Source organism: Synechococcus sp. RS9909 (assembly GCF_014279595.1).
GTDB lineage: Bacteria > Cyanobacteriota > Cyanobacteriia > PCC-6307 > Cyanobiaceae > Synechococcus_C.
Genome location: NZ_CP047943.1, coordinates 1,855,608 through 1,879,676, shown reverse-complemented (window position 1 = coordinate 1,879,676; position 24,069 = coordinate 1,855,608). Strand labels below are relative to the sequence as shown.

Sequence of the window (24,069 nt, the reverse complement as noted above, 5' to 3'; positions counted from 1 at the left end):
GGGCATCAAGACAAGACATCGCCGAACGGGCATGCGGGCATGACCCATCGACGGGAGAGCGATCAGGCCGTCATCAGAACCTGATGGCAGCCGAAACGTGTCTGAATCAACAAGGGGGAAGTGGGCCGGGGACCGGTGCAGGGCTGTCAGGGGCTTTCTCAGACCGGTCGGCCATGCTGGAGTGAACTCCTGTGGCTCGAGCTTCGTGTCTTCCCTCTGGACGGAACTCTGCGCGGTTCCGACAACAGCTCATGGCTGTCCAACGATCTTATCTTAAGAAATTCCTGTAGCGTCGGCAACCCCATTCAGCCGGTGAGTGCTTCAGACACCGACGATGACTGAGGTGGATGTCTGGTTGGAAGCGGGACGCGACGGCCGCAGCTTCACCTACAGCGACGCCAGGGGGCTGGGTGTGGGTCTCGGTGATCTCGTGCGGGTGTCCCTGCGTGGTAGGCCCCTGCAGGGACTGGTGATCGCCTGCCGCCCCTCTGGTTCCTCGCTGCTTTCGCCTGGGGATCCGCCGCCTTCGGCGTTGCAACCGGTGGAGGCATTGCTGCAGCGCGCTGCTGTGGAGCCCCGCTGGCGCCAATGGCTGGATGCCATGGCAGTGCGCTGTCATACCAGTTCGTTTCGCATGCTCAAGGCGGCCCTGCCGCCTGGATGGCTTGGGCAGCGCGTGGCGCGGCCCAGCGCCGCCCCTGAGCTCTGGTGGGTGGAGCCCGTGCTTCAGCCCGTCGATGCCGACACGCGTGCTCAGGGTGAGACGGCGTTGCCTCCACGTCAGGCGGCGCTGCATGCGGCCTTAATGCAGTGCGGTGGCACCTGGCAGCGGCAGCTCCAGGCCGATGGATTCGGCCCCCATCTGATTCAGGCTCTGGTGCGCCGGGGCCTGGCGCGGCGCGAGCGGCGTCCGGCTCCAGCGCTTGCGATCACCTCAGTGGCGTCGGATGCTGGCGGCCGCACCCTCACCGACGAACAGCAGCAGGTTCTCGAAGCCTTTGCTCAGCAGCCCTCAGGCGGGGGGATGGTGCTGTGGGGGGTGACTGGTTCCGGCAAGACCGAGGTGTATCTGCAGCTGGCGGCCCGTGAATTGGCCGCCGGCCGCCATGTGCTCCTGCTCACTCCAGAAATCGGCCTGATTCCCCAGTTGGTGGATCGTTGTCGGCGCCGCTTCGGCAGCCAGGTGCTCGAATATCACAGCGGCTGCAGGGAGCGGGAGCGGGTGCTCACCTGGCGCCGCAGCCTCGAGGCGGAGACGCCGCTTGTGGTGGTGGGAACCCGCTCTGCGGTGTTTCTTCCCTTGGAACCGCTCGGGCTGATCGTGCTGGATGAGGAGCACGACAGTTCCTACAAGCAGGAGTCGCCCATGCCCTGTTACCACGCGCGGGATATGGCCCTGGAACGGGTGCGACATCTGGGCGGCCGGCTGCTGCTCGGCAGCGCCACCCCCTCCCTGGAAACCTGGCTGCAGCGGTCGCCCGCCGGTCCTCTGGCCCTGGCGCGCCTCAGCCGGCGCATCTCCAGCCAACCCCTGCCTCCGGTGCATGTGATCGACATGCGCGCAGAACTGCAGGATGGCCATCGACGCTTGATCAGTCGTGCCCTGATGGATCGCCTGGCGCTGCTGCCGGAGCGGGGGGAGCAGGCCGTGGTGCTGGTGCCGCGGCGCGGCTACAGCAGCTTTCTCAGTTGTCGCAGCTGTGGTGAGGTGGTGCAGTGTCCGCACTGCGATGTGGCCCTCACGGTGCATGGCAGCCAGCCCGGGCGGCAGTGGCTGCGTTGTCACTGGTGTGATCATCGCGCCGAGGTGGAGGCGTCCTGTCGCCATTGCGGTTCCCTCGCCTTCAAGCCTTTCGGTGCCGGCACCCAGCGGGTTCTGGAACAGCTGGCCCAGGAACTGGAGGGGCTGCGTCTGCTGCGCTTCGACCGCGACACCACCGGTGGGCGCGACGGCCATCGCCGTCTGCTGGAGCAGTTCGCTGCCGGGGAGGCGGATGTGCTGGTGGGAACCCAGATGCTGGCGAAAGGGATGGACCTGCCCCGCGTCACCCTCGCTGCGGTGCTCGCTGCGGATGGGTTGCTGCATCGCCCCGATCTGCGCGCCGGAGAGCAGGCCCTGCAGTTGCTCCTGCAACTGGCCGGCCGGGCCGGCCGCGGCGAAAAACCCGGTCAGGTGCTGGTGCAGACCTACTCCCCCGACCATCCCGTCATCCGCCATCTGGTGGATGGACGCTATGAGCGCTTTCTTGAAGCGGAGAGGACCGTGCGGCAGCAGGCGGGCCTGGTGCCCTTCAGTCGGGCCTGCCTGCTGCGCTTGTCGGGGCCCTCGGCTTCAGGCACCGCCACCGCCGCCAGTGTTCTGGCGGAACGGTTGCGCCCGCTCTGCGCCGCCGCCGATTGGCAGCTGCTCGGGCCTGCGCCGGCTCCGGTGGCCCGCGTGGCGGGGCGCAGTCGCTGGCAGCTGCTGCTCCACGGTCCGCAGGGGAGTGACCTGCCCCTGCCAGCCGGAACGGCTCTCTGGGAGGCCTTGCCCGCGGATGTGGCCCTGGCGGTCGACCCTGACCCGCTCGCCCTCTGAATCACGAGGGGAGTTCTGGATAGCCGAACCCCATGGTCAGTCTCAGCCGCTGCAACAGCAGGCTGATCGCCAGCAGCAGCACCACGGCCACACTGCCGATGCCCAGCGGATTCCAGCGCCAGAAGTGCATCGACAGCTGGTTGACCCGGCCCGGCTCCAGGGACCAGATCAGGGCGTTGCCCTGGCGCTCCGCTCGATTCGGTGCACCGTGCTGGGCCCGGCGTGAGGGTGCCGGTTGGATGCGCACGTCCAGGGCAGGCAGGGGCAAGTCCTGCAGCGGGCTCAGATCAAGGCTGAGCTCCAGCCGCTGTTGCACTCCGAGGAACCAGTTGCGCTCCTGCAGGCTCAGCTGCGGTGGAGGGAGGTGCAGTCCGGCCGCTGCGGCAGCGACCGCCACGCTGCGCTGCCAGAGCGCTTCAGCGTCCTGACTCCGCAGGACGGCGCTTGCAAACTCCTGCTGCCCGTGGTCGCTGCTGTGCAGCGTCCAGTCATCCCCTGTGGCGTCGAGACTGGCCGCCAGCCGCCCCTGCCAGGGAAGCAGCTGGTCGTTCTCACTGGCGGTGCTCCAGCCCAGTTGGATCCGGTCGGGGCCGGGCAGGTGAATGTCTGCGGTCAGGCGACCACAACCCCCCAACAGCAGGGTGAGCCCCAGCAGCGCGGCCAGCACCACGACAGCAAAACCCGGAGCCGCTGCCTGGGTTGGCCCTGTGGGCGGCGGCGGTGGAGCGGCCGGCAGCTGACGAGGTCGGCGCCGTGCTGATTGAGGGGGTGCCCCCAGCTGAGGATCGATCGCCAGTGTTGGCAGTTGCATCGACCAGCGGGCCGGTCGCTGCAGGCTGGGCGCCTCCAGCACCGTGAGCAGTTGGCGGGCGCGGTTGCGCATCTCGCTGTCTTTGCAGCGGGTGAGCAGCCGGCAGGTGCTCAGGGCTTTTTCCTCCTGGCCCTGGCCCATCCAGGCGGTGACCATCAGCATGCGCAGATGGGCGCCCAGGGGATCCGTGATCGGGTGCTCCGCGGCGAGCGGCTCCAACAGCTGCAGGCACTGGCCGTAATCCCCCCGTTCGAGGGCGGCCTCCGCCGCTGCCGTGGGCGTGCTCATCGATCAACCGCGACCCAGCACCATGGTGCCGATTCCCGCATCGGTGAACACCTCCAGCAACAGGGCATGGGGGACGCGGCCATCGATGATGTGGGCCGCGGCCACCCCCTGGGCCAGAGCGCGGATGCAGCACTCGGTTTTCGGGGTCATGCCGCCGGCTACCACCCCTTCGGCGATCAGCTGCCGCGCCTCCGACAGGCGCAGTTGGCGGATCAGCGACTCAGGATCCTGCCGATCCCGCAGGATGCCGGGGGTGTCGGTGAGCAGGATCAGCTTTTCCGCTTCCAGGGCCGCGGCGAGTTCGCCGGCCACCGTGTCGGCGTTGATGTTGTGCGCACGGCCATCGCTGGTGGCCGCCACGCTGGAGATCACCGGCACATAGCCCTTCTCCAGGAGAGGTTCGAGCACGTCGGGGTCCACCCGGGCCACATCCCCCACCAGTCCGTGGCTGCCGTCCCCCCAGGGGCGGGCCTGCACCAGGCCCCCATCGCTGCCGCTGAGGCCCACGGCACGGGCACCCAGTCGATTGAGCCCATTCACGATCTGCTTGTTGACCCGTCCAACCAGCACCATTTCCACCACATCCATCGTGGAAGGGTCGGTGACTCGCAGCCCGTCGCGGAATTCGGCGGGAATCTCCAGCTTTTTCAGCCAGTGGTTGATCTCCGGGCCACCACCGTGTACCACGACCGGGCGAACCCCCACGCTCGTGAGCAGGGCCAGATCGCGGAACACGGCCTCCTGAAGCGAGGCATGGGCCATGGCGGCACCGCCGTATTTGACCACGATCCGGCGCCCTGCGAAGCGCTGGATGTAGGGAAGGGCTTCACTGAGAACCGAAACCCTCAGGGCGTCGTCACTGGCCATCGCTCGTGCTCACTGCTGACCATGCTCGCCTGCGGCGGGCAGCAGGGTGAGGTCCAGCCGAGCGGATCCCAACGCTGTGATCTGGGCCTGCAACCCCTTGGCGAAGAAGCGACCGAGCCGTTCCTGCTTCTCCTGCCACTGCTCCAGGGGAACCTTGCCACGCTTGAAGCGCAGCCTGAGCCCATATCCCGATGGGCCATGCAGTTCTTCGATCTCGAGCAGCTGGGGCGGTTCGTCTTCATCCCAGAGCTTCAGGGCTTCCAGGGATGATTCGAGATGGGCTTTCTGGCCGTAGCGCCAGCGGGTCACATCGCTGAGCAGCTTGGCCAGTTCCGGGGCAGCATCGGCCCGTTCGTTCTTGAGCTGACCGGCCGGCGTCACCCGCTTCGCAGGAGGCAGCTCCGAGGATTTCAAGGCCAGGCCACCCAGCAGGATCGGGATCCCGTAGAAGATCGTTGGCAAACTGAGGTTGGCATTGCCGCTGCCGTAGGCGACGGCGCCCACCACGGTGAGCACGCCACCGGCCACGGTGATCAGATTGCCTGGGGAAAGCAGGTTGTTCATGGCTGCACTCTGCTGCATGCCCCTGGTGCCTGGTGATGGAATCGATCGCGATGGCGTGGCGCCATGGGGAGAATGGGGATCACGATGCCTCCGCCCATGGACCGTCCTGCGTCAGACATGCCCGGCACGGCCGCAGCGGGGACCCCGGAGCTGGTCGAGCTGATCGCCCAGCTCGATCAAGACCGGGCCTGGCTGCTCGAACAGATCGATCGCGGTCGCTGGTCGGATCTGCGTCTCGATCTGGCGGCCCTGGAGCGGGAACTGGGTCAGTTGCTCGCCAAGGCCGCGGAGCGACTCGACCCGACCACCTGATCGATCGGGTGGTCAAGTTGCGAGTGGATCGTTCTTCAGAAGGGGATGTCGTCGGTGTCGGGCACCAGCGGTGCGCTGTTCCAGGTGGCGGCGTCGTCCTGGGCAGGCGCAGGCGGGCGGTTGGCGGAGGCCTGACGGCTGGGCTGGGCTGTCCTGCCGCCCGTTGCGGAAGGGCTGGCGGACGGAGCGCCGGCGGCTGCGGTTCCCACCGGATGCAGGCGGGAGAGCGTGAATTCGGCACGTTTCTCTTTCATGCCGTCCGGCCGCGGCACGGTGCTCATGCGCAGGCGTCCCTCGATCACAAGGCGCTGCCCCGGCTGAACCCGGTTCTGCAGATCCTGGGCCAGATTTCCCCAGCCCACCACTTTGATCTGACCGGCGGGATCGTCGGCGCGCAGGGCGTCGAAGCGCACCTCCATCTCCGCAATCGGCGTCTGGTTGTCCTGGGTGTAGCGAAGGGTGGGGGCCTCCAGCACCTCCACTTCGAGCACGCAGTGGTTCATCGCCGTCTGACGCCTTGATGGAGCCGCCATCCTGATGCACGACCCGCACAATCGCCAGGGGCATCTGTGGCTTCTCGCCGGCACCGGTGAGGGGCCAGGCCTGGCTCACGCCATGCTCCGGCAGGGCTGGCGGGTCAGCGTCAGCGTTGTGACGCCTGGCGCCGCAGCGGCCTACCGCCAGCTGCCACTCAGCCATGTCTGGGTGGGTCCGCTGGCTGATGTGGCGGCGATACGGCACCGGCTGGCGACCCAGAGGATCGATCGGGTGGTGGATGCCACCCATCCCTTCGCCACGGTGATCAGCCGCCAGTTAGTGGAGGCCTGCGGCGCCTCCTCAGGGTGTCTGGTGCGTTTCGAGCGGAGGCTGGAACCGATCGCCCCAGCAGCGGCCGCGGCGCTGCACTTGATCGACAACGTTCGGTTTCTGCGTGCGGAGCGCTTGCTGCTGGCCCTGGGGGCGCGCCATCTCTCGGCTGTCGTGGCGGCCTTGCCGCCACCGCCACCCCAGCTGTTCGCCCGCGTGCTGCCCACCCCCGCTGGTCTGCGTCAAGCCCGGGCGGCGGGGATTCCGCCCGAGCAGCTCGCCCTGCTCCGGCCTCTTCAGTCGCTCGCGCCGGCGGGGTCAAGCGGGGCTCTGGAGCTGGCTCTCTGTCGCCGCTGGCAGATCACGGATGTGCTCTGCCGCCAGTCTGGTGGGGCGAGCGAACGCTGCTGGCATCGGGTTGCGGAGGCGCTGGGCCTGCGGCTCTGGTTGCTGCGGCGGCCGGCGCCACCCGCCGGAGTGTCGGTTGTGCATAGCGTGGAGGCGCTTCTGGCTGCTCTGGCCTGACCCTCCTTGCTGCTGATGGACTCCCGATCCGAGGCCGCACCGATCACGCTGGTGCTCACCACCGAAGCCGATCGTGAGCGGGCGGAAGCCCTGGCCTCAGCCCTGGTGGAGCGCCGCCTGGCCGCCTGCGTGAGCCTGATGCCGATCCGCTCCTGCTACCGCTGGAACGGTGAAGTTGAACGGGCTGAGGAGGTGCAGCTCCTGATCAAGACCTCACCTGAGGGCCTGGTCCCGCTCAGGCAGGCCCTCGACACACTGCACAGTTACGACACACCCGAGTGCCTGCACTGGACTGCATCAGCATCAGCCGCCTATGGCGGCTGGCTGCGGGAGGCGTTAGCTCCCCAGGTGCTCCCGCACCAACGTCTGGAGTGACACCTGGGAGCGGGGGCCGAGCTGGGTGACCACCTGCCCGGCACAGAGGGAGCCGATCCGGCCGCAGGTCTCCAGATCGAGCCCCTGGGTGTAGCCATGCAGGAAGCCGCCGGCATAGAGGTCGCCGGCGCCGGTGGTGTCGATCAGATCCCCCAGCTTGTAGGCGGGAACGTCCCAGCGTTGATCGCCGCTGAGCACCACCGAACCTTTTTCGCTGCGGGTGAGGGCCGCCACGTGGCAACAGCCCTTCACCTGGGCGATGGCGTGATCGAAATCGTCCGTGCCGTACAGCGACGTGATCTCACTCTCGTTGGCGAACAACACATCCACATGACCGTTCACCAGCTCCAGGAAGCTGTCGCGGTGCCGGTCCACGCAGAAGCCATCGGAGAGTGACAGGGCCACCTGGCCACCACTCTGCCGGCAGGTTTCCGCAGCGGAGATGAAGGCCCGTTTGGCGGCGGGGCTGTCCCAGAGATAGCCCTCCAGATAGAGCACCTTGGTGTCTCGCACCATCGAAAGGTCCAGGTCTTCCGGTTCGAGCTGCACCGAGGCTCCGAGGTAGGTGCACATCGTGCGCTGGGCATCGGGGGTGACCAGGATCAGGCAGCGGGCCGTGCTGGGGCCATCGATCGCTGCAGGGGTGTCAAAGCGTGTGCCGACGGCGCGGATGTCGTGGCTGAAGATCTCGCCCAGCTGGTCGTTGCGGACCCTGCCAATGAAGCCGGCGCGACTGCCCAGCTGCGCCAGACCCGCGAGGGTATTGGCCGCCGAGCCACCCGATGTCTCCAGACCGCTGCCGCTGGCTTCATAGAGCGCGTGGGCCTGGTTCTCATCCACCAGAGCCATGGCGCCCTTGTTCAGACCGTGCGTCTCGAGAAAGCTGTCATCGGTCTGCACGAGCACGTCCACGATCGCGTTACCGATTCCCACCACATCCAGGGAGCAGTCGTGGTTGCTGAATCGGGGTGTCGTCATGGGGCCATCAAGGCGCAGAACAGCGGCAGTATCGCCCTTCGAGCGCTGCGGCTGTTGGTCAGGCGCTTAGCAGGGCCCGTTTCGGTCCGTGAATCGGATCTTCCACCACGATCGTCTGATCCCGGCTGGCGCCCAGCGAGACGATGGCGATGGGCACTTCCATCAGATCGGCGAGGAAACGCAGGTAGGCCATCGCTTGTTCCGGCAGATCCTCCAGTCGGCGGCAATCGGCGGTGGAGCACTGCCAGCCCGGCAGGGTTTTGAAGATCGGCTTGCAACGGGAAAATTCCTCGGCGCAGCTGGGGAAATATTCGATCGTCTGCCCGTCGAGCTCATAAGCCACACACACCTGGATGGCATCCAGCTCGTCGAGCACGTCCAGCTTGGTCACCGCCAGACAATCGAGCCCATTGACCTCAACCGCATACCGACCGATCACCCCGTCAAACCAGCCACAGCGACGGCGGCGGCCGGTGGTGGTGCCGAATTCACCGCCGCGTTCGGTGAGCTGATCGTTGAGACTGCCGCTCAGTTCAGTGGGGAAAGGCCCTTCGCCAACGCGGGTTGTGTAGGCCTTGGCGACACCGATCACCCGGTCGATCAGGGTCGGACCGACGCCGGCGCCGATGCAGGCACCTCCCGACACCGGGTTGGAGGAGGTGACGTAGGGATAGGTGCCATGGTCGAGGTCGAGCAGGGTTCCCTGCGCTCCTTCGAAGAGGATGTTCTTGCGATTCCGTGCCGCCGTGTGAATCGCCCGGGTGCAATCAACCACATGAGGAGCGAGGCGACGTCCGTAGCCGAGATATTCCTCGATCACCGCTTCCCCATCGACGGGCTCCATGCCGTAGATGGTTTCCAGGAGCTGGTTCTTCTCCTTGAGGGGGCCTTCGAGGCGATCCCGCAGCCGCTGTTCATCCAGCAGGTCAATCACGCGAATGCCACTGCGCTGGGACTTGTCGGCGTAGGTGGGGCCAATCCCTCGACCGGTCGTGCCAATCCGTCGATCACCGCGCTGCATCTCCATCGCCTGATCCAGCAGGCGGTGATACGGCATGGTCACGTGGGCCGTCGACGCCAGCTGCAGGCCGGAGATGTCGATGCCATTCTCGATCAGCATGTCGAGTTCCCCAAGCATCACCTTGGGATCCACCACCGTTCCTGAACCGATCAGACAGATGGTGTCGGGATAAAGAATGCCGGAAGGAATGAGGTGCAGTTTGAGCACCTGTCCGTCCACCACGATGGTGTGGCCAGCGTTGACGCCCCCCTGATAGCGGACGACCACATCGGCGGAACGACTCAGAAGGTCGGTGATCTTCCCTTTCCCTTCGTCACCCCACTGCGCACCGATGACGACAACGTTGGCCAAAGACACTGCGGCCCGAAGCCGCCAATCTGCACAATCCGACAGCTTTACAGATCCACCACCCTTCGGTCAAAAGAAAAGCAGTGGTTCGCAGCGCTCAGCTGCCGCGCACGGCCGCCCGCTCCGCCTTGGTGAGCTCTTTGTCGACCCGCTCTTTGAGGCCCTCAGGCAGGGGGCGATTGGCGTAGGTGTTGTAGTGGCCGGCGAGGGAGTTCAGGGCCGTCTGCATGGTGGTGAAGGATGCGAGTCCGTTCACCTGGGGCCGCGGCCGGTAGCGCGACATGTAGTCGTTGATCAGCGTGCGGGCTTCCGCCTCCGCTTCCGGCCGATCGGCATCATCCTGCGGAAGGGCGATGGTGGCCTGCAGTCTGTGGGCCACCGCCACGGTGTCTTCGACGTAATCACCGCTCAGGCCGGAGGCGGAGGCCCCTGAACAGGCCGTGAGCAGGAGGGCGACGCAGAGGGTGGCGGCCAGTGCTGCCGTCGCGGCCGCCCTGAGCAACGTGTTCGTCAGGCGAAGCAGGGCGGTGAGCATGGCGACGGATCAGCTCTCAGGACTGTAAAGGTGTCGGCGAAGCGACCTGGATGGGTCGGTTCAGGTGGCGGCAACCGCAGCGAGCACCCGCTCCAGTGCGGCGTCAACCGTCAGCACGTCGGCCTGGCGAGTCGCCCGTTCCACCAGTTCCACCTGTCCGTCAGCGGCGGCGCGGCCGACCACGATCCGCCAGGGAATGCCGATCAGATCCGCATCCTTGAATTTCACCCCAGCCCGCTCCTGACGGTCATCGAGCAGGGCATCCACGCCTTGGGCCATCAACCTGGCGTAGAGATCTTCGCCGAGGCTGCGTTGTGTTGCCTCCTGCAGGTTGGCCACCACCACAATCACCTGGAAGGGAGCGATCGCCAGCGGCCAGCAGATGCCGGCGTCGTCGTGATGTTGTTCCACCGCCGCCTGCGCCAGGCGGGACACACCGATGCCGTAGCAGCCCATCCAGAGCGCTTCCTGCCCCCCATCGGCGTTGGTGAAGCTGGCGTCCATCGCTTGCGAATATTTCCGGCCCAACTGAAAAATGTGGCCCACCTCGATGCCGCGCCGTGCCATCAGGGTCTGCTCCGGATCGCTCTGGCAGCGGTCGCCGGCCTGGGCATTGCGTAGATCTACCGCCTGAGGCAAGACCTGGCAGTCAGGCCAACGCCACCCCCAACGGTGCTGGTCGGGGCTGTTCGCGCCGCACACGAATCGCTCGAGCGCCAGAGCGGTGGGGTCGGCGAAGCGCAGAAACGTGGGGACCCAGGTGCGCGCGCCCGCGAGTCGGCTGTCCTCCAGGTCGGGGCCGAGGGCTCCGAAGGGCCATGGATTGAGTCCTTGCCGTTCCAGCTCTTCGGCAGTCACGGCGGCCAGATCCAGCACCCCCTCACCGAGCGCAGCGGTGAGGGCGTTGATCAGCTTCACCTCGTTCAGCTCCTGGTCGCCCCGAAGGCAGGCCAGAACGGGGCGCTCGCTGCCGGAGGCCATGCGGGCAATCAGCGCGAGAACCTTCACGACCTGGGAGGGGTCGAGTTGCTGTGCACGGCAGAGAGCCTCAATCGTGTGCTGTCCGGGCGTGTCGATCGACCGGCTGTCGCCCTCGGGGAGTGGAATGGCGTCAGGCGCGATCGAGACGGCCTTCTCGAGGTTGGCGGCGTAGCTGCCGGATTCACTCATCAGGATCAGGTCTTCACCGGCTTCGGCCGTGACCATGAACTCCTGGGAGGCGGCGCCACCGATGGCGCCGCTATCAGCCTCCACCGCCACGGTCTGGAGGCCGCAACGGTCGAAAATCCGGCGATAAGCCCCATCCATGGCCCCATAACAGGCCTGCAGATCCGATGCGTCGGCGTGGAAGGAATACGCATCCTTCATGATGAATTCACGACCGCGCATCAACCCGAACCTGGGGCGGATCTCATCGCGAAACTTGCTCTGGATCTGATAGAGCGTGACAGGGAGTTGCCGGTAGGACCGCAGCAGTTCACCCGCTAACGACGTGATCACTTCTTCATGGGTCGGCCCCAGGCCGAGCTGACGTCCTTGCCGGTCATCGAGATGAAACATGATCCCTTCCCCGGCGGTGTAGCCCTGCCAGCGACCGCTGCGTTCCCAGAGTTCAGCCGGTTGGAGCTGGGGCAGCAGGGTCTCGAGGGCCCCTAACGCGTTCATTTCCTCGCGCACGATCGCATTGATTCGCTGAAGCACGCGCCACATCAGCGGTAAGTAGGCATAGATCCCAGATCCCACCCGTCGGATGAATCCACCTCGAAGCAGCAGCTGATGGGAAGCGATCTCCGCGTCTGCGGGAACATCCCGCAACGTCACCAGCATCAGGCGGGAGACGCGCATGATCGTGATTCAGCAAGAAGCGGGAAATTACCACCGCCCCAGAGAGGGTCGATCTGCGAAGTGGACCCGATCCGGGAGAGAGGGAGTGACGACTGAGTCTCAACTGCTAACGTCCGTGAGACTTCAGTCGCCATAAGGCTTGCTCCATGTTTTCACGGCCGGTCGACCCCAGTCTTTCCGCCACCGCTGGCACGGTTGACCCCTCCGTTGATGTGGATGCGGTGATGTCGCGCTCCGATGCCCTTGTCGGTATCGAAGACGTTCAAAAGTCACTGAATCGGTCCCGTGCCTCGGTGTATCGCTACACCAATACCGATCCGAGAAACCTCAATCCTCCTTTCAATCCCCGCAAGCTCAATCCCGAATACCGAAGCGATCAGAAAGATCCGCTTCTGTTTCACCCCAACGAGGTGGCTCGATTTGCCAAAGATGTGCTGCGGATCAAGGAAGTCACCGTTGAGGTATTGAACTCACCCTCGACCGCCACGCAGCAATGCCTCGGGGCGATTCTCGAAGAGCTGCGGATGATCCGCTCCCATCTGGAGGGTCTGCAGGAGCCCCCTTCCGACCTTGCCTCCCGGCGCGAGCGTCAGGACCGCGCCGCTGCCTGACCCTGGCTGTTGCGGCCGACATCTCCACGAAAGAGGTGCCATAGTGAAGACACCCCCTTCTGCTCCAGAGCGGGAGTTGCGGTTCTCGACGCTCTCAATACGAATCCCTTTTTAGGGGTTCGAAGCGCTCGGGATGTCCCCTTTTCCACCTGCATGGACCCCGAACCTCCTCACGGTTCCCAACCCGACCTCTCGGCCCAAGACAGCCTCGATCTCGCAGGCCCGGCACTCATTCTTACCGGATTCGCCATTGCGGTTGCCACGATCGGCGTTCCGACGTTGGCCGTGTTGAGCGACCGGCCAGCCCGAGGTGTCCACTCCACCATGGTTCAGGAACGCGATGGATCTGCGCTCCCTTCCCCCTTCGCCATCACCCGGCTTGGTGAACCTGCTGGTGGAAATCCCGGCGGGCAGCCGGAATAAATACGAGTATTTCGCTGATGCCGGTGTGATGGCCCTGGATCGGGTCTTGCACTCGTCGGTGAAATATCCCTTTGATTACGGCTTCATTCCCAACACCCTTGCCGAAGACGGGTCTCCCCTCGACGCAATGGTGATCATGGAGGAACCCACCTTTGCGGGCTGCCTGATCTGCGCCAGGCCGATCGGTGTTCTCGATATGCATGACACCGGCCACTACGACGGCAAGATTCTCTGCGTGCCCGTGGCGGACCCCCGCCAGCGGGGCATCACCAGCATCCGCCAGATCGCACCGAACCAGCTCGAGGATGTGGCGGAGTTTTTTCGCGTCTACAAGAACTTCGAGGGCCGGGTGACGGTGATCGGTGGCTGGCGAGACGCCGATGCGGTGGCGCCCCTGCTGGAGTCCTGCATCCGGGCGGCTCAGGCGTGAAGAGCCAAGTTCCGTTGCAGACCCGCGGGGATGGGCCTGGAAGCTTGTAAGTTGGTGCGCGCCCAGCATGTGAACGACCCGTGCCCACCATCCGTTTCGAGCAGGAAGGCCAGCAGGTCGGTTGCATTGAAGGTGCCAATCTCCGCAAAGCGGCGCTGGATGCCGGCATCAATCCCTACAAGGGGCTCAACAACCTCAACAACTGTGGCGGCGTCGGTCAGTGCGGCACCTGCGTGGTGGAGGTGCTGGAGGGTGCTCAGAATCTTTCCCCGCGCAGCGATGTTGAGGAGGTGTACCTGGCGGATCGCCCTGCCAACTACCGCCTCAGCTGCCGCACCAGCGTCAATGGTGATGTCACTGTTCGGACCCGTCCCGATGACGGTGTCGGCAAGGGTTCGAATTCCCTTCTGGGCGCTCTCAAAGCCCTGATCGGCCGCTGATCGCCGGTGACCGGCCTCACGATCTGGAGTTACTCCCGCTGTTCCACCTGTCGCAAGGCTTTGGCCTGGCTTCAGGACAGGGGGATTGAGCTGACCCCCCATGACATCACCGTGAGCCCGCCCGATCGGGACCTGCTGGCCCGTGCTCTGGCCCAGTTTGGCCGGCGCCAACCGCTCCTCAACACCAGTGGTCAGAGTTATCGCGCTCTGGGTGCGGCCAGCGTCAAGGCGATGACGGATAGCCAGGTCCTCGACGCCCTTGCCGCCGACGGCAAGTTGATCAAACGGCCGTTTGTTGAACTCCCGGACGGCCGTTGTCTCGTTGGCTTCAACGCCGAGGTGTGGAGCGAGGCGATTCCTCAGTGAAGCTGAGGCCATCGAGTTCTGTGATCAGCTGATCCACGCCTCCCTGATCGCGCAGCTGTTGCACGCTGTTGCGTTTGAGTTCCTCGAGAAAGGCTGCCACCAGTTCCTGGCTCCTCTCCAGCACGGGACCCTGCTCCAAGGTGCGCGCCAACTCCTCCCAGAAACGGTCGAACGCCTCCAGGGCCAGATCCTCCATCTGGGCGTCCCATCGTCCCAGGCGTTGACCGGTCTGTCGTGACAGATCGAGAAAGGCGTCAACCATGCCGGTTGCCAGCTGGCGACTGATGCCGTTTTCCGCCCGTTGCACCGCCGCCAGTTCACGCAACGGACCCGGCACCATGGCATCGCTCATGCTGCGCTGCAGCGCGTGGCTGAACAGAGCTACCAGTTGGGGACGCATACCCGGTCCAACCTGGGTGAGCAACAGGGGAATCCACAGCCTGATCAGTTCGGCAAGCTCCCGTTCGCCGTTGTCATCCACCGACTGGTGACTGCACAATCCGCGGATTCTCTGGGGCAGCAGCGGCGAGCGGATCACTCCTTGCACCGCATCGAGGATCCGCAGGGTGAGCACTTCGAACAGCTCCAGGGCCAGCAGGGCGACCACGCCGCGACTTACCACCGTTCGCAGCGGTTCCAGCTGAATCAGACGGCTGCTGGACAGCCTTTCGGTGACCGGGATGATCCGCAGCAGGCGCCAGAACGGCAACAGCAGCGGCAGGTCGATCCATCGCCGCAACAGGGCATCCCGCCAGGCGATCGCCGGGAAGCGACGTTTGAGTCGGATCGCTCGAATCAGGATGTCGAGGAGGAACAGCACCTGAAACGGGGTGTCGATGCGCCAGGCGTGGTCGATCGGCTGCCCGTTTTCATCGATGCCACGCCAGTAATTGGTGGCGGCCAGCGGCAGGATCTGGCGGTTCCAGAATTCACGCTCCTCGTCCCAGCCGCCCTGAGCGAGTTGGTCGTCACTCAGGAGACGGGCGGCCGCTTGTTTGGCCGAATCAAGGCCGGCGCGGGCGCGCAGACGATTCTTCAGTTTTTCGAGAGTGCCGGCCTGGCCAGAGCCGATGAAGGGGTTCTCGTCGATGAGCTGGCTGTTGCGCACCACCATTTCCAGGCGCAGCTGCCGCGCGGCGGGGCTGTTGATGCCCTGGCTGTCGGCCACCTGCTCGAGTTGGCGGAAGTGGGCGATGTAGGCAGCGGTGTCGCGATGAGGTTCGATGCCCTTGACCCGGTCATAGGCCGGGGTGATGTCGGGGATCCAGGGCAGCGGCACGGCCAGCGGCACCGACGGCAGCGGGTAGAGGTTGCGCTGCAGCCAGAAGGTGCGCAGGGGCACATAGGTCACATCGAACACGACCCAGGCCAGGTTCGCGCTGGCGATTAACGCCAGCAGTCGATCCCAGCGCAGCCAAAAGCGTCCGCTTGAGGAGGGTTTCAACGCTTGCCAGCGGGGTCGAACCATGGGCGCTCCTGGCGAAGGGCAGCCTAGGAGCCGACACCAGTCGCGCCTATCGTGCCGTTTCCAATCCGTGTTGTAGCGAGTTGTCCGACGCGCAGAGGGATCCGAGCCCGGAGGGCCAGACCCGTGATTCGAGCCCGCGGCGCTCCCACCCGTTCTGGGATTTCTGGGGGCCGGTGCTGTTCACCCTCGCCCTCTACCTGGGCATCAGGCACTGGATCGCTGAAGCCCGTTTCATTCCGTCCGGTTCCATGCTGCCGGGTCTGCAGATTCAGGATCGCCTGCTGGTGGAGAAGCTCACCTACCGGCAGCGTTCCCCCCGCCGCGGTGAAATCGTTGTATTCAATTCTCCTTATTCCTTCGATCCAGCACTGAAATCCACCACGTCACCTTCGCCGTTGCAATGCGCCCTGGCCAACTTTCCCCTGCTGGGTCTGATCCCCGGTCTCGGTGATCCGGCCTGTGACGCCTACATCAAGCGTGTGGTGGCGGTGGCCGGCGATCAGGTGGTGGTGAATCCTCGGGGTGAGGTGAGTGTGAACGGCAAGGCCGTGCCCGAGCCCTATGTGAGCAACTACTGCCCACTGGATGCGCAGGGGATGAGCCGTTGCCGCACGCTCAACGTCACTGTGCCCAAGGGGCATGTGCTGGCGCTCGGCGATAACCGGAGCAACAGCTGGGATGGCCGGTACTGGCCCGGCGGCCCCTTTCTGCCTGAAAAAGAGATCCTCGGCCGCGCTGTCTGGCGTTTCTGGCCCCTCAATCGCAGTGGGTCTCTGGGGTCGTAAGACCGCAGGCCGTCACCTGGCCCACCAACTCCCGCCCTTCCCACGGTTGATTGGCCGCCAGGGGTGAATCGGTTGACCGACGCGACTGGCGCCAGCGCTGCTGGGGGTCGAACAGCAGCCAGCGGTTGCTGCCGATCTCCAGTCGCTCCTCCGCCTGCCCGAGCAGGCGGGAGGGGCCGAAACTGAGTGCGTTCCAGAGTTGACGCACCGACCAGCCACGGACGTTGACCAGCTCCTGCCACAGGGCCGGCAGCACCAGTTGGTGTCCCGCCAGGCCTGGGCGGCGTTCTCCGGGCGGCAGCAGGCAGTCTTCCTCGTCGAGCGGCACCGCGTGCACCGCCACGGCAGCCAGGGTGCCCCGCTCCAACGCGTCGATCAGGGCCTGCCGGTCTTCCGGGCCCCCCAGCGAGGGGGTGATGCACCAGCCGGTCTCCGTGGGCTGGAGGCTGCCGTTGTCGGCCACGAGGTGCCACCAGCAGACGCTGGCTTGCGGTTGCACGGCCGCCGCCCCCAGCTGGTTGACACCGGCGGCCGTGGACAGGTTCATCAGGCAGAGACGGCGCTCCGGATGCTGGCGCTGCAGTTCGAGCAGCTGGCCCAGGGGCAGGGTTTCACTGGCGACCGGATCCGGGGGCCAGCCGGCCCGCAGGGTCTCCACGCCTTCGCGCACCATGCCGTCCACTTGGATCTGGGGGTCGCGTGGCGCCAGCAGCAGCGGGGCCGTGCCCATCTCTCCCAGCACCAGGGCCCGCTGCAGCAGGGGAATCGGCGGGCAGTGGTCATCGTCGGCGAGGCCGATGGCGCCATGCTCCAGCAGGTCACCATGGGCGGAGAACTGCTCACCGCGTCCGCCCCAACTGAATCCGCCCCAGAGATGCAGCCGCACCCCCAGCTCAGGGCGTTGGACTCCCTGGAGCCGCTCGACCCTGTCGCGCCAGGATTCGGCCCGCGGCAGCAGGGCCACCTGGCCGTAGCCCGCCCGAGCGGCGGCACGGCACAGGCTCTCCAGCGTTTCCGCTTGGCCGTTGAGGGGCTGCTCAAGAACGGAGTGGGGATCGACCAGCAAAGGTGCCAGGAGCGCCTTGGGCCTGGCCTGGGCTTCGAGGCCGTCCCGCTGGGCCCAGTGTCTGGCGTCGTCACCGAAGCCCACCAGCGCACCGTCGCGGATCAGGGCGGCGCCCTGTTCAATCGGATCCTGGTCGCTGCCGATCAGGATCCGGACCGGATCCAGCAGCATGGAGTGCGGCATGGGCTCAGAGGGCTCCTGCGGCCGTGCGGTCGAGTACGCCTCCCAGGTGGGAGGTGAGATTCAGACAGGTCACCACCGCAGGCTGGCCAGGGTCGACGGGCATGTCGATCACGGTGACGCCGCCGTTCCCCTGTTTCACCGCCCAGATGTCGGCGGGGGACAGGCCGAGCAGGTGGCAGAGGATCGTTTTGTTCACGGCGTCGTGGGCCACCACCAGGGCCGTTTCTTCTGGATCCAGGCTCGCGGCGATCGTGGTCCAGGTGTGCACCGACCGTTCCCACACCTGTTGGATGGTTTCCCCCTCCGGCATCTGCACTGTGTGCGGCGAGCGTTTCCATTCCGCCAGCAGGTCGCCCCACTGGGCCTGAATCTCCGCTTCCAACTTGCCTTCCCAGAGTCCGTGGCCGATCTCCACCAACCCCCCGGTCACGGTGAGGGGCACCCCGGGGTGGGAACGAAGAATGCCCTCCGCCGTCTGACGGGGACGTGACATGGAGCTGCTGTAGGCCCGTTGCAGCGGCACGGGTGCGAGGAAGGCGCGGGCCGCTTCCGCCTGGGCGTGGCCGTTGGCGTTGAGGGGGATGTCGATCTGTCCCTGGAAGCGGCCATCCCGGTTCCAGTTCGTTTCACCGTGGCGGACGAGCACAAGACGGGCGCCCTTGCCCTTGGCCGGCAAGGGCTGACCGAGATGGCTGCTGTTGTTGAGGCACTCGATCTGAACGCTGTGCCCCTCGCCGCTCGGCTGGAGGTTGAAGACCGACAGGGAGGCATTGTCGAGTTGCAGGCGTCGGAAGCCACGCTCCGGTTCTCCCAGCAGCACCAGGATCAGGCAGCGCAGGATCGCGTTGTGTCCCACCACCAGAACAGTGCTGTCGCCATCCACTGGATGGCGTTGCAGCAGGGTCTGAAGGAAGCGGCGCGCCTGCTCCATCAGGTCGGGGATCGGGCGATAGCGGCTGCCATCCGCCCGGGTGAGCTCCAGCTCTTCCGGCCGGAGCCTCCAGGCCTGGTAAGACTCCGGATCGCGTTGGGCGCGCTCATCGGCGCTCAGTCCGCTCCAGGGTTCCAGATCGACTTCCAGCAGTCCCTCATCCAGCACCGGTTGCAGGTGGTCGCTGCGCACGCCCAGGATCGCGGCGGTGGTGGCTGCGGCCCGTTGAAGCGGCGAGCTGTAGACAGCGTCGAGGCGGAGATCGATCAGGGCCTGGCCGGTGCGACGGGCCTGCTCCTCCCCTTCGCTCGTCAGCACCGAGAGGTCGTTGCGGCCCTGAATGCGCCGCTCGACATTGAAACTGCTCAGGCCATGGCGAACCAGGAGAAGACGCAAGGTCACCGCATCAAGGCGTAGGCGCGGCCATCGTATGGGCCCGTTCTGCCGCCACGGTGTCACCCACATGTCCCGGTCGCCGGGGAGAATCGAGCCCAGTTGCCGCCGGTCCGTTGACCTCCCCTCCGATCGGACGCATCGCTTCCTTCAAAGGTTTCCTGGCCGTTCTGTCCCTGCTGCTGGCGGTGACCGTCTGGATTGTGGGGTTGATGGACAGCCTCCGTCGACCCTCGGTGGCCCCGGCTCTGTCGCTGCAGCAGCAGGAGATGGCCCTCCTGGCGGGGCCAGCCCTGCCGGAACCGGTCCGGCCTCTTCTGGTGGGGGCTGATCCTGCCCAGGTCCTCCTGGAGTCTCTGCAGGAGATTCCGCTGGATCGCCTCGATGATCGTCAGCGTCTGCTGCTGGCCGCCCTCGAGACCGATGCGGAGCAGCAACGTCGGCTGTTGACAGCTCCCCTGGGCGGTGCTGCATGGAATCCGCTTCAGCGGGCCCTGGCGGAGGATTCAGACCGGACCAGTCTCTCGGCGGCGGAACGGCGGCTCCTGGAGATGGCTCCGGCGGACCCGCTGCTCCGGCAGGTGAGCTGTCTGGCCTTGGGCGGTACGGCACAGGAGTGTCAGCAGCCCGCAGTCGCCCGCTCCACCGCCCGGCGTCTGGTGTTGGCGGAGCTTCTTCCCCTGCTCGCGCTGCTGTTGGGTGTCGGTCTGCTCCTGCGCCATCTCTGGTTGCTGTGGCGTGGTGACCTACCGCGCTGGCCCCGGCTTCAGGTGCTGCCCCTCAGTCTCATCGACATGGTGCTGCTGGTGGCCGGGGGCTTCGTGGTGCTTGGTGAAGTGCTGCTGCCTCTTGTGGTCAGTCCGCTCACAAGCTGGATCACGCGCGATCTCCGCGGCCCCCTCAGCCAGGCTGCCGCCGTTCTCGTGGGCTACTCCGCACTGGCCTTGCCGCCCCTGCTGATCATCAAGCAGCAGCTCGGCGGTCTCGATCGCCGCGAAGCGCCGGAGGGAGGCTGGCTGCAGTGGCGGCTCCGGCCGGTGGGCCAGGGCCTGTTGCAGGGAGGAAGGGCCTGGTTGATGGTGATGCCTCCGGTGGCCTTCACCGGTTGGTTGATGGGGCGCCTGCTCGGTGATCAGGGGGGGAGCAACCCTCTGCTGGAGCTGGTGTTGCGTAGTCGGGATGGCTGGGCCCTGGCCCTCCTGGCCACCACCGCGGTGCTGCTGGCTCCCCTGTTTGAGGAAATGGTGTTCCGCGGCGTGCTGCTCCCGGTGCTGGGGCGCAGCATCGGTCGTAGTTGGAGCGTGTTTCTGAGTGCGCTCATCTTTGCTGTGGCCCATCTCAGCATCGGTGAGTTGCCGCCGCTGCTCGTGCTCGGGTTAGGGCTTGGGCTTCTCAGGCTGAGCAGCGGTCGACTCTTCCCCTGCGTGGTGATGCATGCCTTCTGGAACGGCGCCACCTTCCTCAATCTGATTCTCCTGGCCTGAGCGGTGACCGGGCCTGTGAGCACCTGATGTTTCGGGCTTGCGACAGCGCGTTGGCAATGGTTCACTGGTCCATTGGTCGGTCTGTGCCGTGACTGCCGTTCCCCAGCCACGATCTGCGCCTGCTGCGCGGAGCAGCAGCAACGGTGCCCTGGAGTTGATTCAGGGGTCGCTGTCGGCCCAGAAAGTGGCCCGGCGATCTCCCCTGCTGGCAGGGCTGCACCGTGCTGCTGACGGCAGCCTGGTGGGGGTGTTTGTGGCTGTGCTGGTGCTCACCGGGTTGACGCTGCATTGGCAGCACCGCTGGACCCTGGCGTTTCAACAGCTGGACGACACCCGTTCCCTGTCCCACCGCCTGACCGAATCCACGGCCATGCTGGAGCGCCATCTGCTTGAAAAGGGGCGTCTTCCCAAGACCCTGGTGCCCACCAAGGTGTCGAATCTCGTGTATCTCGAACGCCCGAAGCCCGCCTCGAAGCCCCAGGTCGATCATCTGGCCATGATTGGCGCCTGGATGGAGGAACCCATCCATCAGGGGTATTGAGCTGATGCCTGTTTCGACGGAGCGCCGGGCCCGTCCTCAGCAGCGGCCCCGTCAGCGGGTCGTGCGCCTCGAGCCCGTTCCCGCTGGCCGGATGCGCCTGGTGTACGCCCTCCTCTGCGTGGGGCTGGTGGGCCTGATCGGCAGGATGGCCTGGCTCCAGGTGGTGCAGAGTGATGCCCTGGAGGCCCGGGCCCGTTCCCTCCAGACCCAGACGACCGACCCCCTGGGGACGCGTCGACCGATCGTCGATCGCTCCGGCCGTTTGGTGGCGCTCGATGAGGAACGCTTTCGGCTCTGGGCCCATCCCCGTTACTTCAATTTTCCCGGCGACGATCCCCAGCTGGTGCGCCCTCCGCTTGATGTGGCCCGTCGCCTCTCGGGGTTGCTGGCCGTGCCGATGGCGGAGCTCGTGAAGCGCATGGGAGACCGCCCATCGGGCATCCGCCTGGCCGAGGCGATCGATCCGGAAACGGCGGCGGAAATCCGGCGTCTCGGTATCAGCGGTCTCGATCTCGAGGCCTATCCCTATCGGGTGTATCCCCAGGGAGATCTGTTCGCCAATGTGGTGGGCTTCCTCAATCAGGAGCGTGTGCCTCAGGCGGGTCTGGAGCAGAGCCGGCATGACGATCTGCTGCGCCATGAACAGTCGCGCAGCCTGCGCCGGGGCGCCGATGGCACGCCTCTGCCCGACAACCTCAGCCCCGGGGTGTTCTTCGGTGATGATCTGCGTTTGCAGCTCACCCTCGATGCCCGCCTGCAGCAGCTGGCGGCCAAGGCTCTCACCGCCCAGGTGAAGCAGTGGAAAGCCAAGAAAGGTGTGGCGATCGTGATGGATGTGCGCAACGGCGAACTGCTGGCGCTCGCCTCCACCCCCACCTACGACCCGAATCGCTACTGGGCGTTCGCTCCAGGGCGTTTCCGCGAGTGGTCGGTGCAGGATCTCTATGAACCAGGCTCCACGTTCAAGCCGATCAACCTGGCGATCGCCCTGCAGGAGGGGGTGATTCAACCGAAAGGAACGGTGAATGATGTGGGGCAGCTGCAGATCGGCGGTTGGCCGATCTTCAATCACGACCGCCAGGCCAATGGCGTGATCGATTTCCCCACCGTGCTCCAGGTGTCGAGCAACGTGGGGATGGTGCAGGCGATGCGCAACCTCAAGCCTTCCCTTTACTGGGACTGGTTGGAGCGGCTGGGGCTGGAAGCACGACCCGATACGGATCTGCCCGGTGCCCAGGCCGGTCAGCTGAAGACGAAAGAGCAGTTCACCGGTCAGCCGATCGAACCGGCCACCGCCGCTTTCGGTCAGGGCTTCTCCCTAACTCCCCTGAAACTCACCCAGCTGCACGCCATGCTGGCCAATGGCGGTCGCCTGGTCAGCCCCCACATCACCCGCGGTCTCCGCTCCGGCGATGGTCTGGCCAGCTCGAGTCCGCCGAAAGGTCAGCAGTTGCTCAAGCCTGAGGTCACCCGTGCCGTGATGGCCTGGATGGAGTCGGTGGTCGACCAGGGCAGTGGCAAAGGGGCCAAGACGCCGGGGTATCGCATCGGCGGCAAGACCGGCACGGCGCAGAAGGCGCGCAACGGCGTGTACATCCCCGGCGCCCGGATCTGCAGTTTTGTTGCCACCCTGCCGGTGAATGATCCACGCTTCGTGGTGGTGGTGGTGGTGGACGAACCGCAGGGCGGCAATGCCTATGGCTCCACGGTGGCCGTGCCCGTTGCCAAACAGATCATCGATGGTCTGCTGGTGCTGGAACAGATTCCACCTCAGGTGTCCGCCACCGCCAAACCCGGGTGATTCAGGAGGCTGTCAGTTCGAAAACCGCCGCTACGTTACGGGCACTGAGCCTTTCTCAACCCCATGGCCACCCTCCTCGAGCAGTTGTCCGCCATGACCGTTGTCGTGGCCGACACCGGTGACCTTGAGGCGATCCGTCGATTCACTCCCCGGGATGCCACCACGAATCCCTCGCTGATTCTTGCTGCTGCACAGATTCCCGCGTATCAGAGCCTGATCGATGAGGCCCTGCGTTCTTCCCGCAAGCTCATCGGTGACAACGCACCCGTGGAGGATGTGGTGCACGAGGCGCTGGATGAAATCAGTGTGATCTTCGGAAAGCAGATCCTCAAGATCGTTCCTGGCCGGGTGTCGACGGAAGTGGATGCGCGCCTCAGTTACGACACCGACGCCACGATCGCCAAGGGGCGCAAACTGATCCGGCTTTACAACGATGCCGGCATCAGCAACGACCGCGTGCTGATCAAGATCGCCTCCACCTGGGAGGGCATCAAGGCCGCCGAGGTTCTGGAGAAGGAAGGCATCCACTGCAACCTCACCTTGCTGTTCGGTTTCGCTCAGGCGGTGGCCTGCGCTGAAGCCGGCGTCACCCTGATCTCTCCCTTCGTCGGCCGCATTCTCGATTGGTTCAAAGCGGAGACGGGGCGCGATTCCTATCCGGGTCCGGAGGATCCCGGTGTGCTGTCGGTGACGCGGATCTTCAACTACTTCAAGACCTACGGCTACAAGACGGAGGTGATGGGGGCCAGCTTCCGCAACACCGACGAGATCGTGGAGCTGGCCGGGTGTGATCTGCTCACCATCTCCCCCAAGCTGCTCGATCAGCTGCGGCAGAGCGACGCCGTGCTGTCCCGCAAGCTGGATGGCGCCAACCCCTCCAGCAGCGAACCGCAGATTCAAGTGGACCGGGAGCGTTTCGATGCCCTGATGCGCGAGGACCGGATGGCGAGCGACAAACTGGGCGAGGGCATCAAGGGCTTCAGCAAGGCGATCGAAACCCTCGAACAGCAGCTCGCCCATCGCCTCGCCGAACTGGAGGGCGGCTCCGCCTTCCGCCATGCCGTGCAGGAGATCTTCCTGCTCAACGACATGAATGGGGATGGCTCGATCACGCGGGATGAATGGCTCGGCAGCGATGCCGTGTTCGATGCCCTGGATCAAGATCATGACGGCCGCCTCACGCCCGATGAGGTGCGTCAGGGGTTAGGGGCTGCCCTCTCGCTGACGACCGCTTGAGGGCACGTGTTAGCGGCTTCTTTACCTGGTGCGAGCAGCATCAGGTCTTGACCTTGT

24 protein-coding genes are annotated in these 24,069 nt (G+C 65.6%); 13 read left to right on the top strand and 11 right to left on the bottom strand.

What is annotated here, in order from left to right; genetic code table 11:
• Positions 1 to 334 precede the first annotated feature (334 nt).
• The gene (priA, locus tag SynRS9909_RS09805) at positions 335 to 2,578 is read left to right on the top strand and encodes a primosomal protein N' (protein WP_007101905.1); all 2,244 of its coding nucleotides are present in this window, start codon (positions 335 to 337) and stop codon (positions 2,576 to 2,578) included.
• Between the two features lies 1 nt (position 2,579).
• On the opposite strand, the gene SynRS9909_RS09800 is transcribed toward priA, so the two are convergent.
• The 3 genes from SynRS9909_RS09800 to SynRS9909_RS09790 are packed head-to-tail and all read right to left on the bottom strand — an operon-like array spanning position 2,580 to position 5,108.
• Positions 2,580 to 3,677 carry a DUF3153 domain-containing protein gene (locus SynRS9909_RS09800; RefSeq protein ID WP_007101906.1) on the bottom strand — a complete coding sequence of 366 codons (1,098 nt, stop codon included), beginning with the start codon at positions 3,675 to 3,677 and terminating at the stop codon, positions 2,580 to 2,582.
• 3 nt (positions 3,678 to 3,680) lie between these two features.
• Positions 3,681 to 4,544, bottom strand: coding sequence for an acetylglutamate kinase (gene argB / locus SynRS9909_RS09795; RefSeq protein WP_007101907.1), 864 nt, complete (start codon positions 4,542 to 4,544; stop codon positions 3,681 to 3,683).
• Positions 4,545 to 4,553: 9 nt separating this feature from the next.
• Entirely contained in the window at positions 4,554 to 5,108 is a 555-nt protein-coding gene (locus SynRS9909_RS09790; RefSeq protein WP_038001906.1) for a DUF2854 domain-containing protein, read from the bottom strand.
• Positions 5,109 to 5,225: 117 nt separating this feature from the next.
• On the opposite strand from SynRS9909_RS09790, the gene SynRS9909_RS09785 reads away from it, so the two are divergent.
• Positions 5,226 to 5,420: a hypothetical protein gene (locus tag SynRS9909_RS09785; protein ID WP_007101909.1), complete on the top strand. Its 195-nt coding sequence runs from the start codon at positions 5,226 to 5,228 to the stop codon at positions 5,418 to 5,420.
• Positions 5,421 to 5,455: 35 nt separating this feature from the next.
• Here the strand turns inward: SynRS9909_RS09785 and SynRS9909_RS09780 are convergent, their stop codons facing one another.
• On the bottom strand, positions 5,456 to 5,923 hold the full coding sequence (locus SynRS9909_RS09780) for a single-stranded DNA-binding protein (protein WP_007101910.1): 468 nt from the start codon (positions 5,921 to 5,923) through the stop codon (positions 5,456 to 5,458).
• Positions 5,924 to 5,957: 34 nt separating this feature from the next.
• Here SynRS9909_RS09780 and SynRS9909_RS09775 point away from each other — a divergent pair, with 34 nt between their 5' ends.
• A complete protein-coding gene (locus tag SynRS9909_RS09775; RefSeq protein WP_007101911.1) occupies positions 5,958 to 6,752 on the top strand; it encodes a precorrin-6A/cobalt-precorrin-6A reductase in 795 nt (264 codons plus the stop codon).
• 15 nt (positions 6,753 to 6,767) lie between these two features.
• Positions 6,768 to 7,127, top strand: a complete 360-nt coding sequence (gene cutA / locus SynRS9909_RS09770; protein WP_038001907.1) for a divalent-cation tolerance protein CutA — start codon at positions 6,768 to 6,770, stop codon at positions 7,125 to 7,127.
• On the opposite strand, the gene SynRS9909_RS09765 is transcribed toward cutA, so the two are convergent.
• The 4 genes from SynRS9909_RS09765 to SynRS9909_RS09750 all read right to left on the bottom strand — a co-directional run bounded on the left by SynRS9909_RS09765 (position 7,089) and on the right by SynRS9909_RS09750 (position 11,854).
• Complete coding sequence (locus SynRS9909_RS09765) at positions 7,089 to 8,105, bottom strand: adenosine kinase (protein ID WP_007101913.1); 1,017 nt, start codon at positions 8,103 to 8,105, stop codon at positions 7,089 to 7,091. The genes cutA and SynRS9909_RS09765 overlap by 39 nt on opposite strands.
• 58 nt (positions 8,106 to 8,163) lie before the next feature.
• Positions 8,164 to 9,483 (bottom strand): adenylosuccinate synthase, encoded by a 1,320-nt coding sequence (locus SynRS9909_RS09760; protein WP_186593719.1) that lies wholly within the window; start codon positions 9,481 to 9,483, stop codon positions 8,164 to 8,166.
• 88 nt (positions 9,484 to 9,571) lie between these two features.
• Complete coding sequence (gene psb27 / locus SynRS9909_RS09755; RefSeq protein ID WP_007101915.1) at positions 9,572 to 10,009, bottom strand: photosystem II protein Psb27; 438 nt, start codon at positions 10,007 to 10,009, stop codon at positions 9,572 to 9,574.
• A gap of 60 nt (positions 10,010 to 10,069) precedes the next feature.
• On the bottom strand, positions 10,070 to 11,854 hold the full coding sequence (locus tag SynRS9909_RS09750) for a proline--tRNA ligase (protein WP_007101916.1): 1,785 nt from the start codon (positions 11,852 to 11,854) through the stop codon (positions 10,070 to 10,072).
• A 146-nt stretch (positions 11,855 to 12,000) separates the two neighbouring features.
• Here SynRS9909_RS09750 and SynRS9909_RS09745 point away from each other — a divergent pair, with 146 nt between their 5' ends.
• The 4 genes from SynRS9909_RS09745 to SynRS9909_RS09730 all read left to right on the top strand — a co-directional run bounded on the left by SynRS9909_RS09745 (position 12,001) and on the right by SynRS9909_RS09730 (position 14,124).
• Positions 12,001 to 12,465 carry a hypothetical protein gene (locus SynRS9909_RS09745; protein WP_007101917.1) on the top strand — a complete coding sequence of 155 codons (465 nt, stop codon included), beginning with the start codon at positions 12,001 to 12,003 and terminating at the stop codon, positions 12,463 to 12,465.
• Positions 12,466 to 12,805: 340 nt separating this feature from the next.
• Positions 12,806 to 13,318 carry an inorganic diphosphatase gene (locus SynRS9909_RS09740; RefSeq protein WP_007101918.1) on the top strand — a complete coding sequence of 171 codons (513 nt, stop codon included), beginning with the start codon at positions 12,806 to 12,808 and terminating at the stop codon, positions 13,316 to 13,318.
• An 80-nt stretch (positions 13,319 to 13,398) separates the two neighbouring features.
• A complete protein-coding gene (locus SynRS9909_RS09735) occupies positions 13,399 to 13,758 on the top strand; it encodes a 2Fe-2S iron-sulfur cluster-binding protein (protein ID WP_007101919.1) in 360 nt (119 codons plus the stop codon).
• Positions 13,759 to 13,764: 6 nt separating this feature from the next.
• A complete protein-coding gene (locus SynRS9909_RS09730) occupies positions 13,765 to 14,124 on the top strand; it encodes a Spx/MgsR family RNA polymerase-binding regulatory protein (RefSeq protein ID WP_007101920.1) in 360 nt (119 codons plus the stop codon).
• Here SynRS9909_RS09730 and SynRS9909_RS09725 read toward each other — a convergent pair.
• Positions 14,087 to 15,592: a hypothetical protein gene (locus tag SynRS9909_RS09725; RefSeq protein WP_007101921.1), complete on the bottom strand. Its 1,506-nt coding sequence runs from the start codon at positions 15,590 to 15,592 to the stop codon at positions 14,087 to 14,089. The genes SynRS9909_RS09730 and SynRS9909_RS09725 overlap by 38 nt on opposite strands.
• 80 nt (positions 15,593 to 15,672) lie before the next feature.
• Between SynRS9909_RS09725 and lepB the strand changes: the two genes are divergently transcribed.
• On the top strand, positions 15,673 to 16,377 hold the full coding sequence (lepB, locus tag SynRS9909_RS09720) for a signal peptidase I (protein ID WP_007101922.1): 705 nt from the start codon (positions 15,673 to 15,675) through the stop codon (positions 16,375 to 16,377).
• On the opposite strand, the gene SynRS9909_RS09715 is transcribed toward lepB, so the two are convergent.
• Positions 16,349 to 17,626 (bottom strand): dihydroorotase, encoded by a 1,278-nt coding sequence (locus SynRS9909_RS09715; protein ID WP_038001195.1) that lies wholly within the window; start codon positions 17,624 to 17,626, stop codon positions 16,349 to 16,351. The genes lepB and SynRS9909_RS09715 overlap by 29 nt on opposite strands.
• A 4-nt stretch (positions 17,627 to 17,630) precedes the next feature.
• The gene (locus tag SynRS9909_RS09710; protein WP_007101924.1) at positions 17,631 to 18,959 is read right to left on the bottom strand and encodes a histidine phosphatase family protein; all 1,329 of its coding nucleotides are present in this window, start codon (positions 18,957 to 18,959) and stop codon (positions 17,631 to 17,633) included.
• A gap of 107 nt (positions 18,960 to 19,066) precedes the next feature.
• Between SynRS9909_RS09710 and SynRS9909_RS09705 the strand changes: the two genes are divergently transcribed.
• From SynRS9909_RS09705 to SynRS9909_RS09690, 4 genes are all read left to right on the top strand, one after another.
• A complete protein-coding gene (locus SynRS9909_RS09705; RefSeq protein WP_007101925.1) occupies positions 19,067 to 20,434 on the top strand; it encodes a CPBP family intramembrane glutamic endopeptidase in 1,368 nt (455 codons plus the stop codon).
• 88 nt (positions 20,435 to 20,522) lie between these two features.
• Positions 20,523 to 20,975, top strand: coding sequence for a hypothetical protein (locus SynRS9909_RS09700; RefSeq protein ID WP_007101926.1), 453 nt, complete (start codon positions 20,523 to 20,525; stop codon positions 20,973 to 20,975).
• 4 nt (positions 20,976 to 20,979) lie between these two features.
• Entirely contained in the window at positions 20,980 to 22,776 is a 1,797-nt protein-coding gene (locus SynRS9909_RS09695) for a penicillin-binding protein 2 (protein ID WP_007101927.1), read from the top strand.
• Positions 22,777 to 22,839: 63 nt separating this feature from the next.
• Positions 22,840 to 24,012 (top strand): transaldolase, encoded by a 1,173-nt coding sequence (locus SynRS9909_RS09690; RefSeq protein WP_007101928.1) that lies wholly within the window; start codon positions 22,840 to 22,842, stop codon positions 24,010 to 24,012.
• The last annotated feature ends 57 nt before the right edge of the window (positions 24,013 to 24,069 follow it).

Bases quoted from the DNA above. Each gene is read 5' to 3' on its own strand.
- SynRS9909_RS09785 (WP_007101909.1), top strand. From the start codon at position 5,226: ATGCCCGGCACGGCCGCAGCGGGGACCCCGGAGCTGGTCGAGCTGATC.
- SynRS9909_RS09800 (WP_007101906.1), bottom strand. From the start codon at position 3,677: ATGAGCACGCCCACGGCAGCGGCGGAGGCCGCCCTCGAACGGGGGGAT.
- cutA (WP_038001907.1), top strand. From the start codon at position 6,768: ATGGACTCCCGATCCGAGGCCGCACCGATCACGCTGGTGCTCACCACC.
- SynRS9909_RS09690 (WP_007101928.1), top strand. From the start codon at position 22,840: ATGGCCACCCTCCTCGAGCAGTTGTCCGCCATGACCGTTGTCGTGGCC.
- SynRS9909_RS09780 (WP_007101910.1), bottom strand. From the start codon at position 5,923: ATGAACCACTGCGTGCTCGAAGTGGAGGTGCTGGAGGCCCCCACCCTT.
- argB (WP_007101907.1), bottom strand. From the start codon at position 4,544: ATGGCCAGTGACGACGCCCTGAGGGTTTCGGTTCTCAGTGAAGCCCTT.
- SynRS9909_RS09775 (WP_007101911.1), top strand. From the start codon at position 5,958: ATGCACGACCCGCACAATCGCCAGGGGCATCTGTGGCTTCTCGCCGGC.
- SynRS9909_RS09790 (WP_038001906.1), bottom strand. From the start codon at position 5,108: ATGAACAACCTGCTTTCCCCAGGCAATCTGATCACCGTGGCCGGTGGC.
- SynRS9909_RS09745 (WP_007101917.1), top strand. From the start codon at position 12,001: ATGTTTTCACGGCCGGTCGACCCCAGTCTTTCCGCCACCGCTGGCACG.
- SynRS9909_RS09750 (WP_007101916.1), bottom strand. From the start codon at position 11,854: ATGCGCGTCTCCCGCCTGATGCTGGTGACGTTGCGGGATGTTCCCGCA.
- SynRS9909_RS09740 (WP_007101918.1), top strand. From the start codon at position 12,806: ATGGATCTGCGCTCCCTTCCCCCTTCGCCATCACCCGGCTTGGTGAAC.
- SynRS9909_RS09695 (WP_007101927.1), top strand. From the start codon at position 20,980: ATGCCTGTTTCGACGGAGCGCCGGGCCCGTCCTCAGCAGCGGCCCCGT.
- psb27 (WP_007101915.1), bottom strand. From the start codon at position 10,009: ATGCTCACCGCCCTGCTTCGCCTGACGAACACGTTGCTCAGGGCGGCC.
- SynRS9909_RS09715 (WP_038001195.1), bottom strand. From the start codon at position 17,626: ATGCCGCACTCCATGCTGCTGGATCCGGTCCGGATCCTGATCGGCAGC.
- priA (WP_007101905.1), top strand. From the start codon at position 335: ATGACTGAGGTGGATGTCTGGTTGGAAGCGGGACGCGACGGCCGCAGC.
- SynRS9909_RS09765 (WP_007101913.1), bottom strand. From the start codon at position 8,105: ATGACGACACCCCGATTCAGCAACCACGACTGCTCCCTGGATGTGGTG.
- SynRS9909_RS09725 (WP_007101921.1), bottom strand. From the start codon at position 15,592: ATGGTTCGACCCCGCTGGCAAGCGTTGAAACCCTCCTCAAGCGGACGC.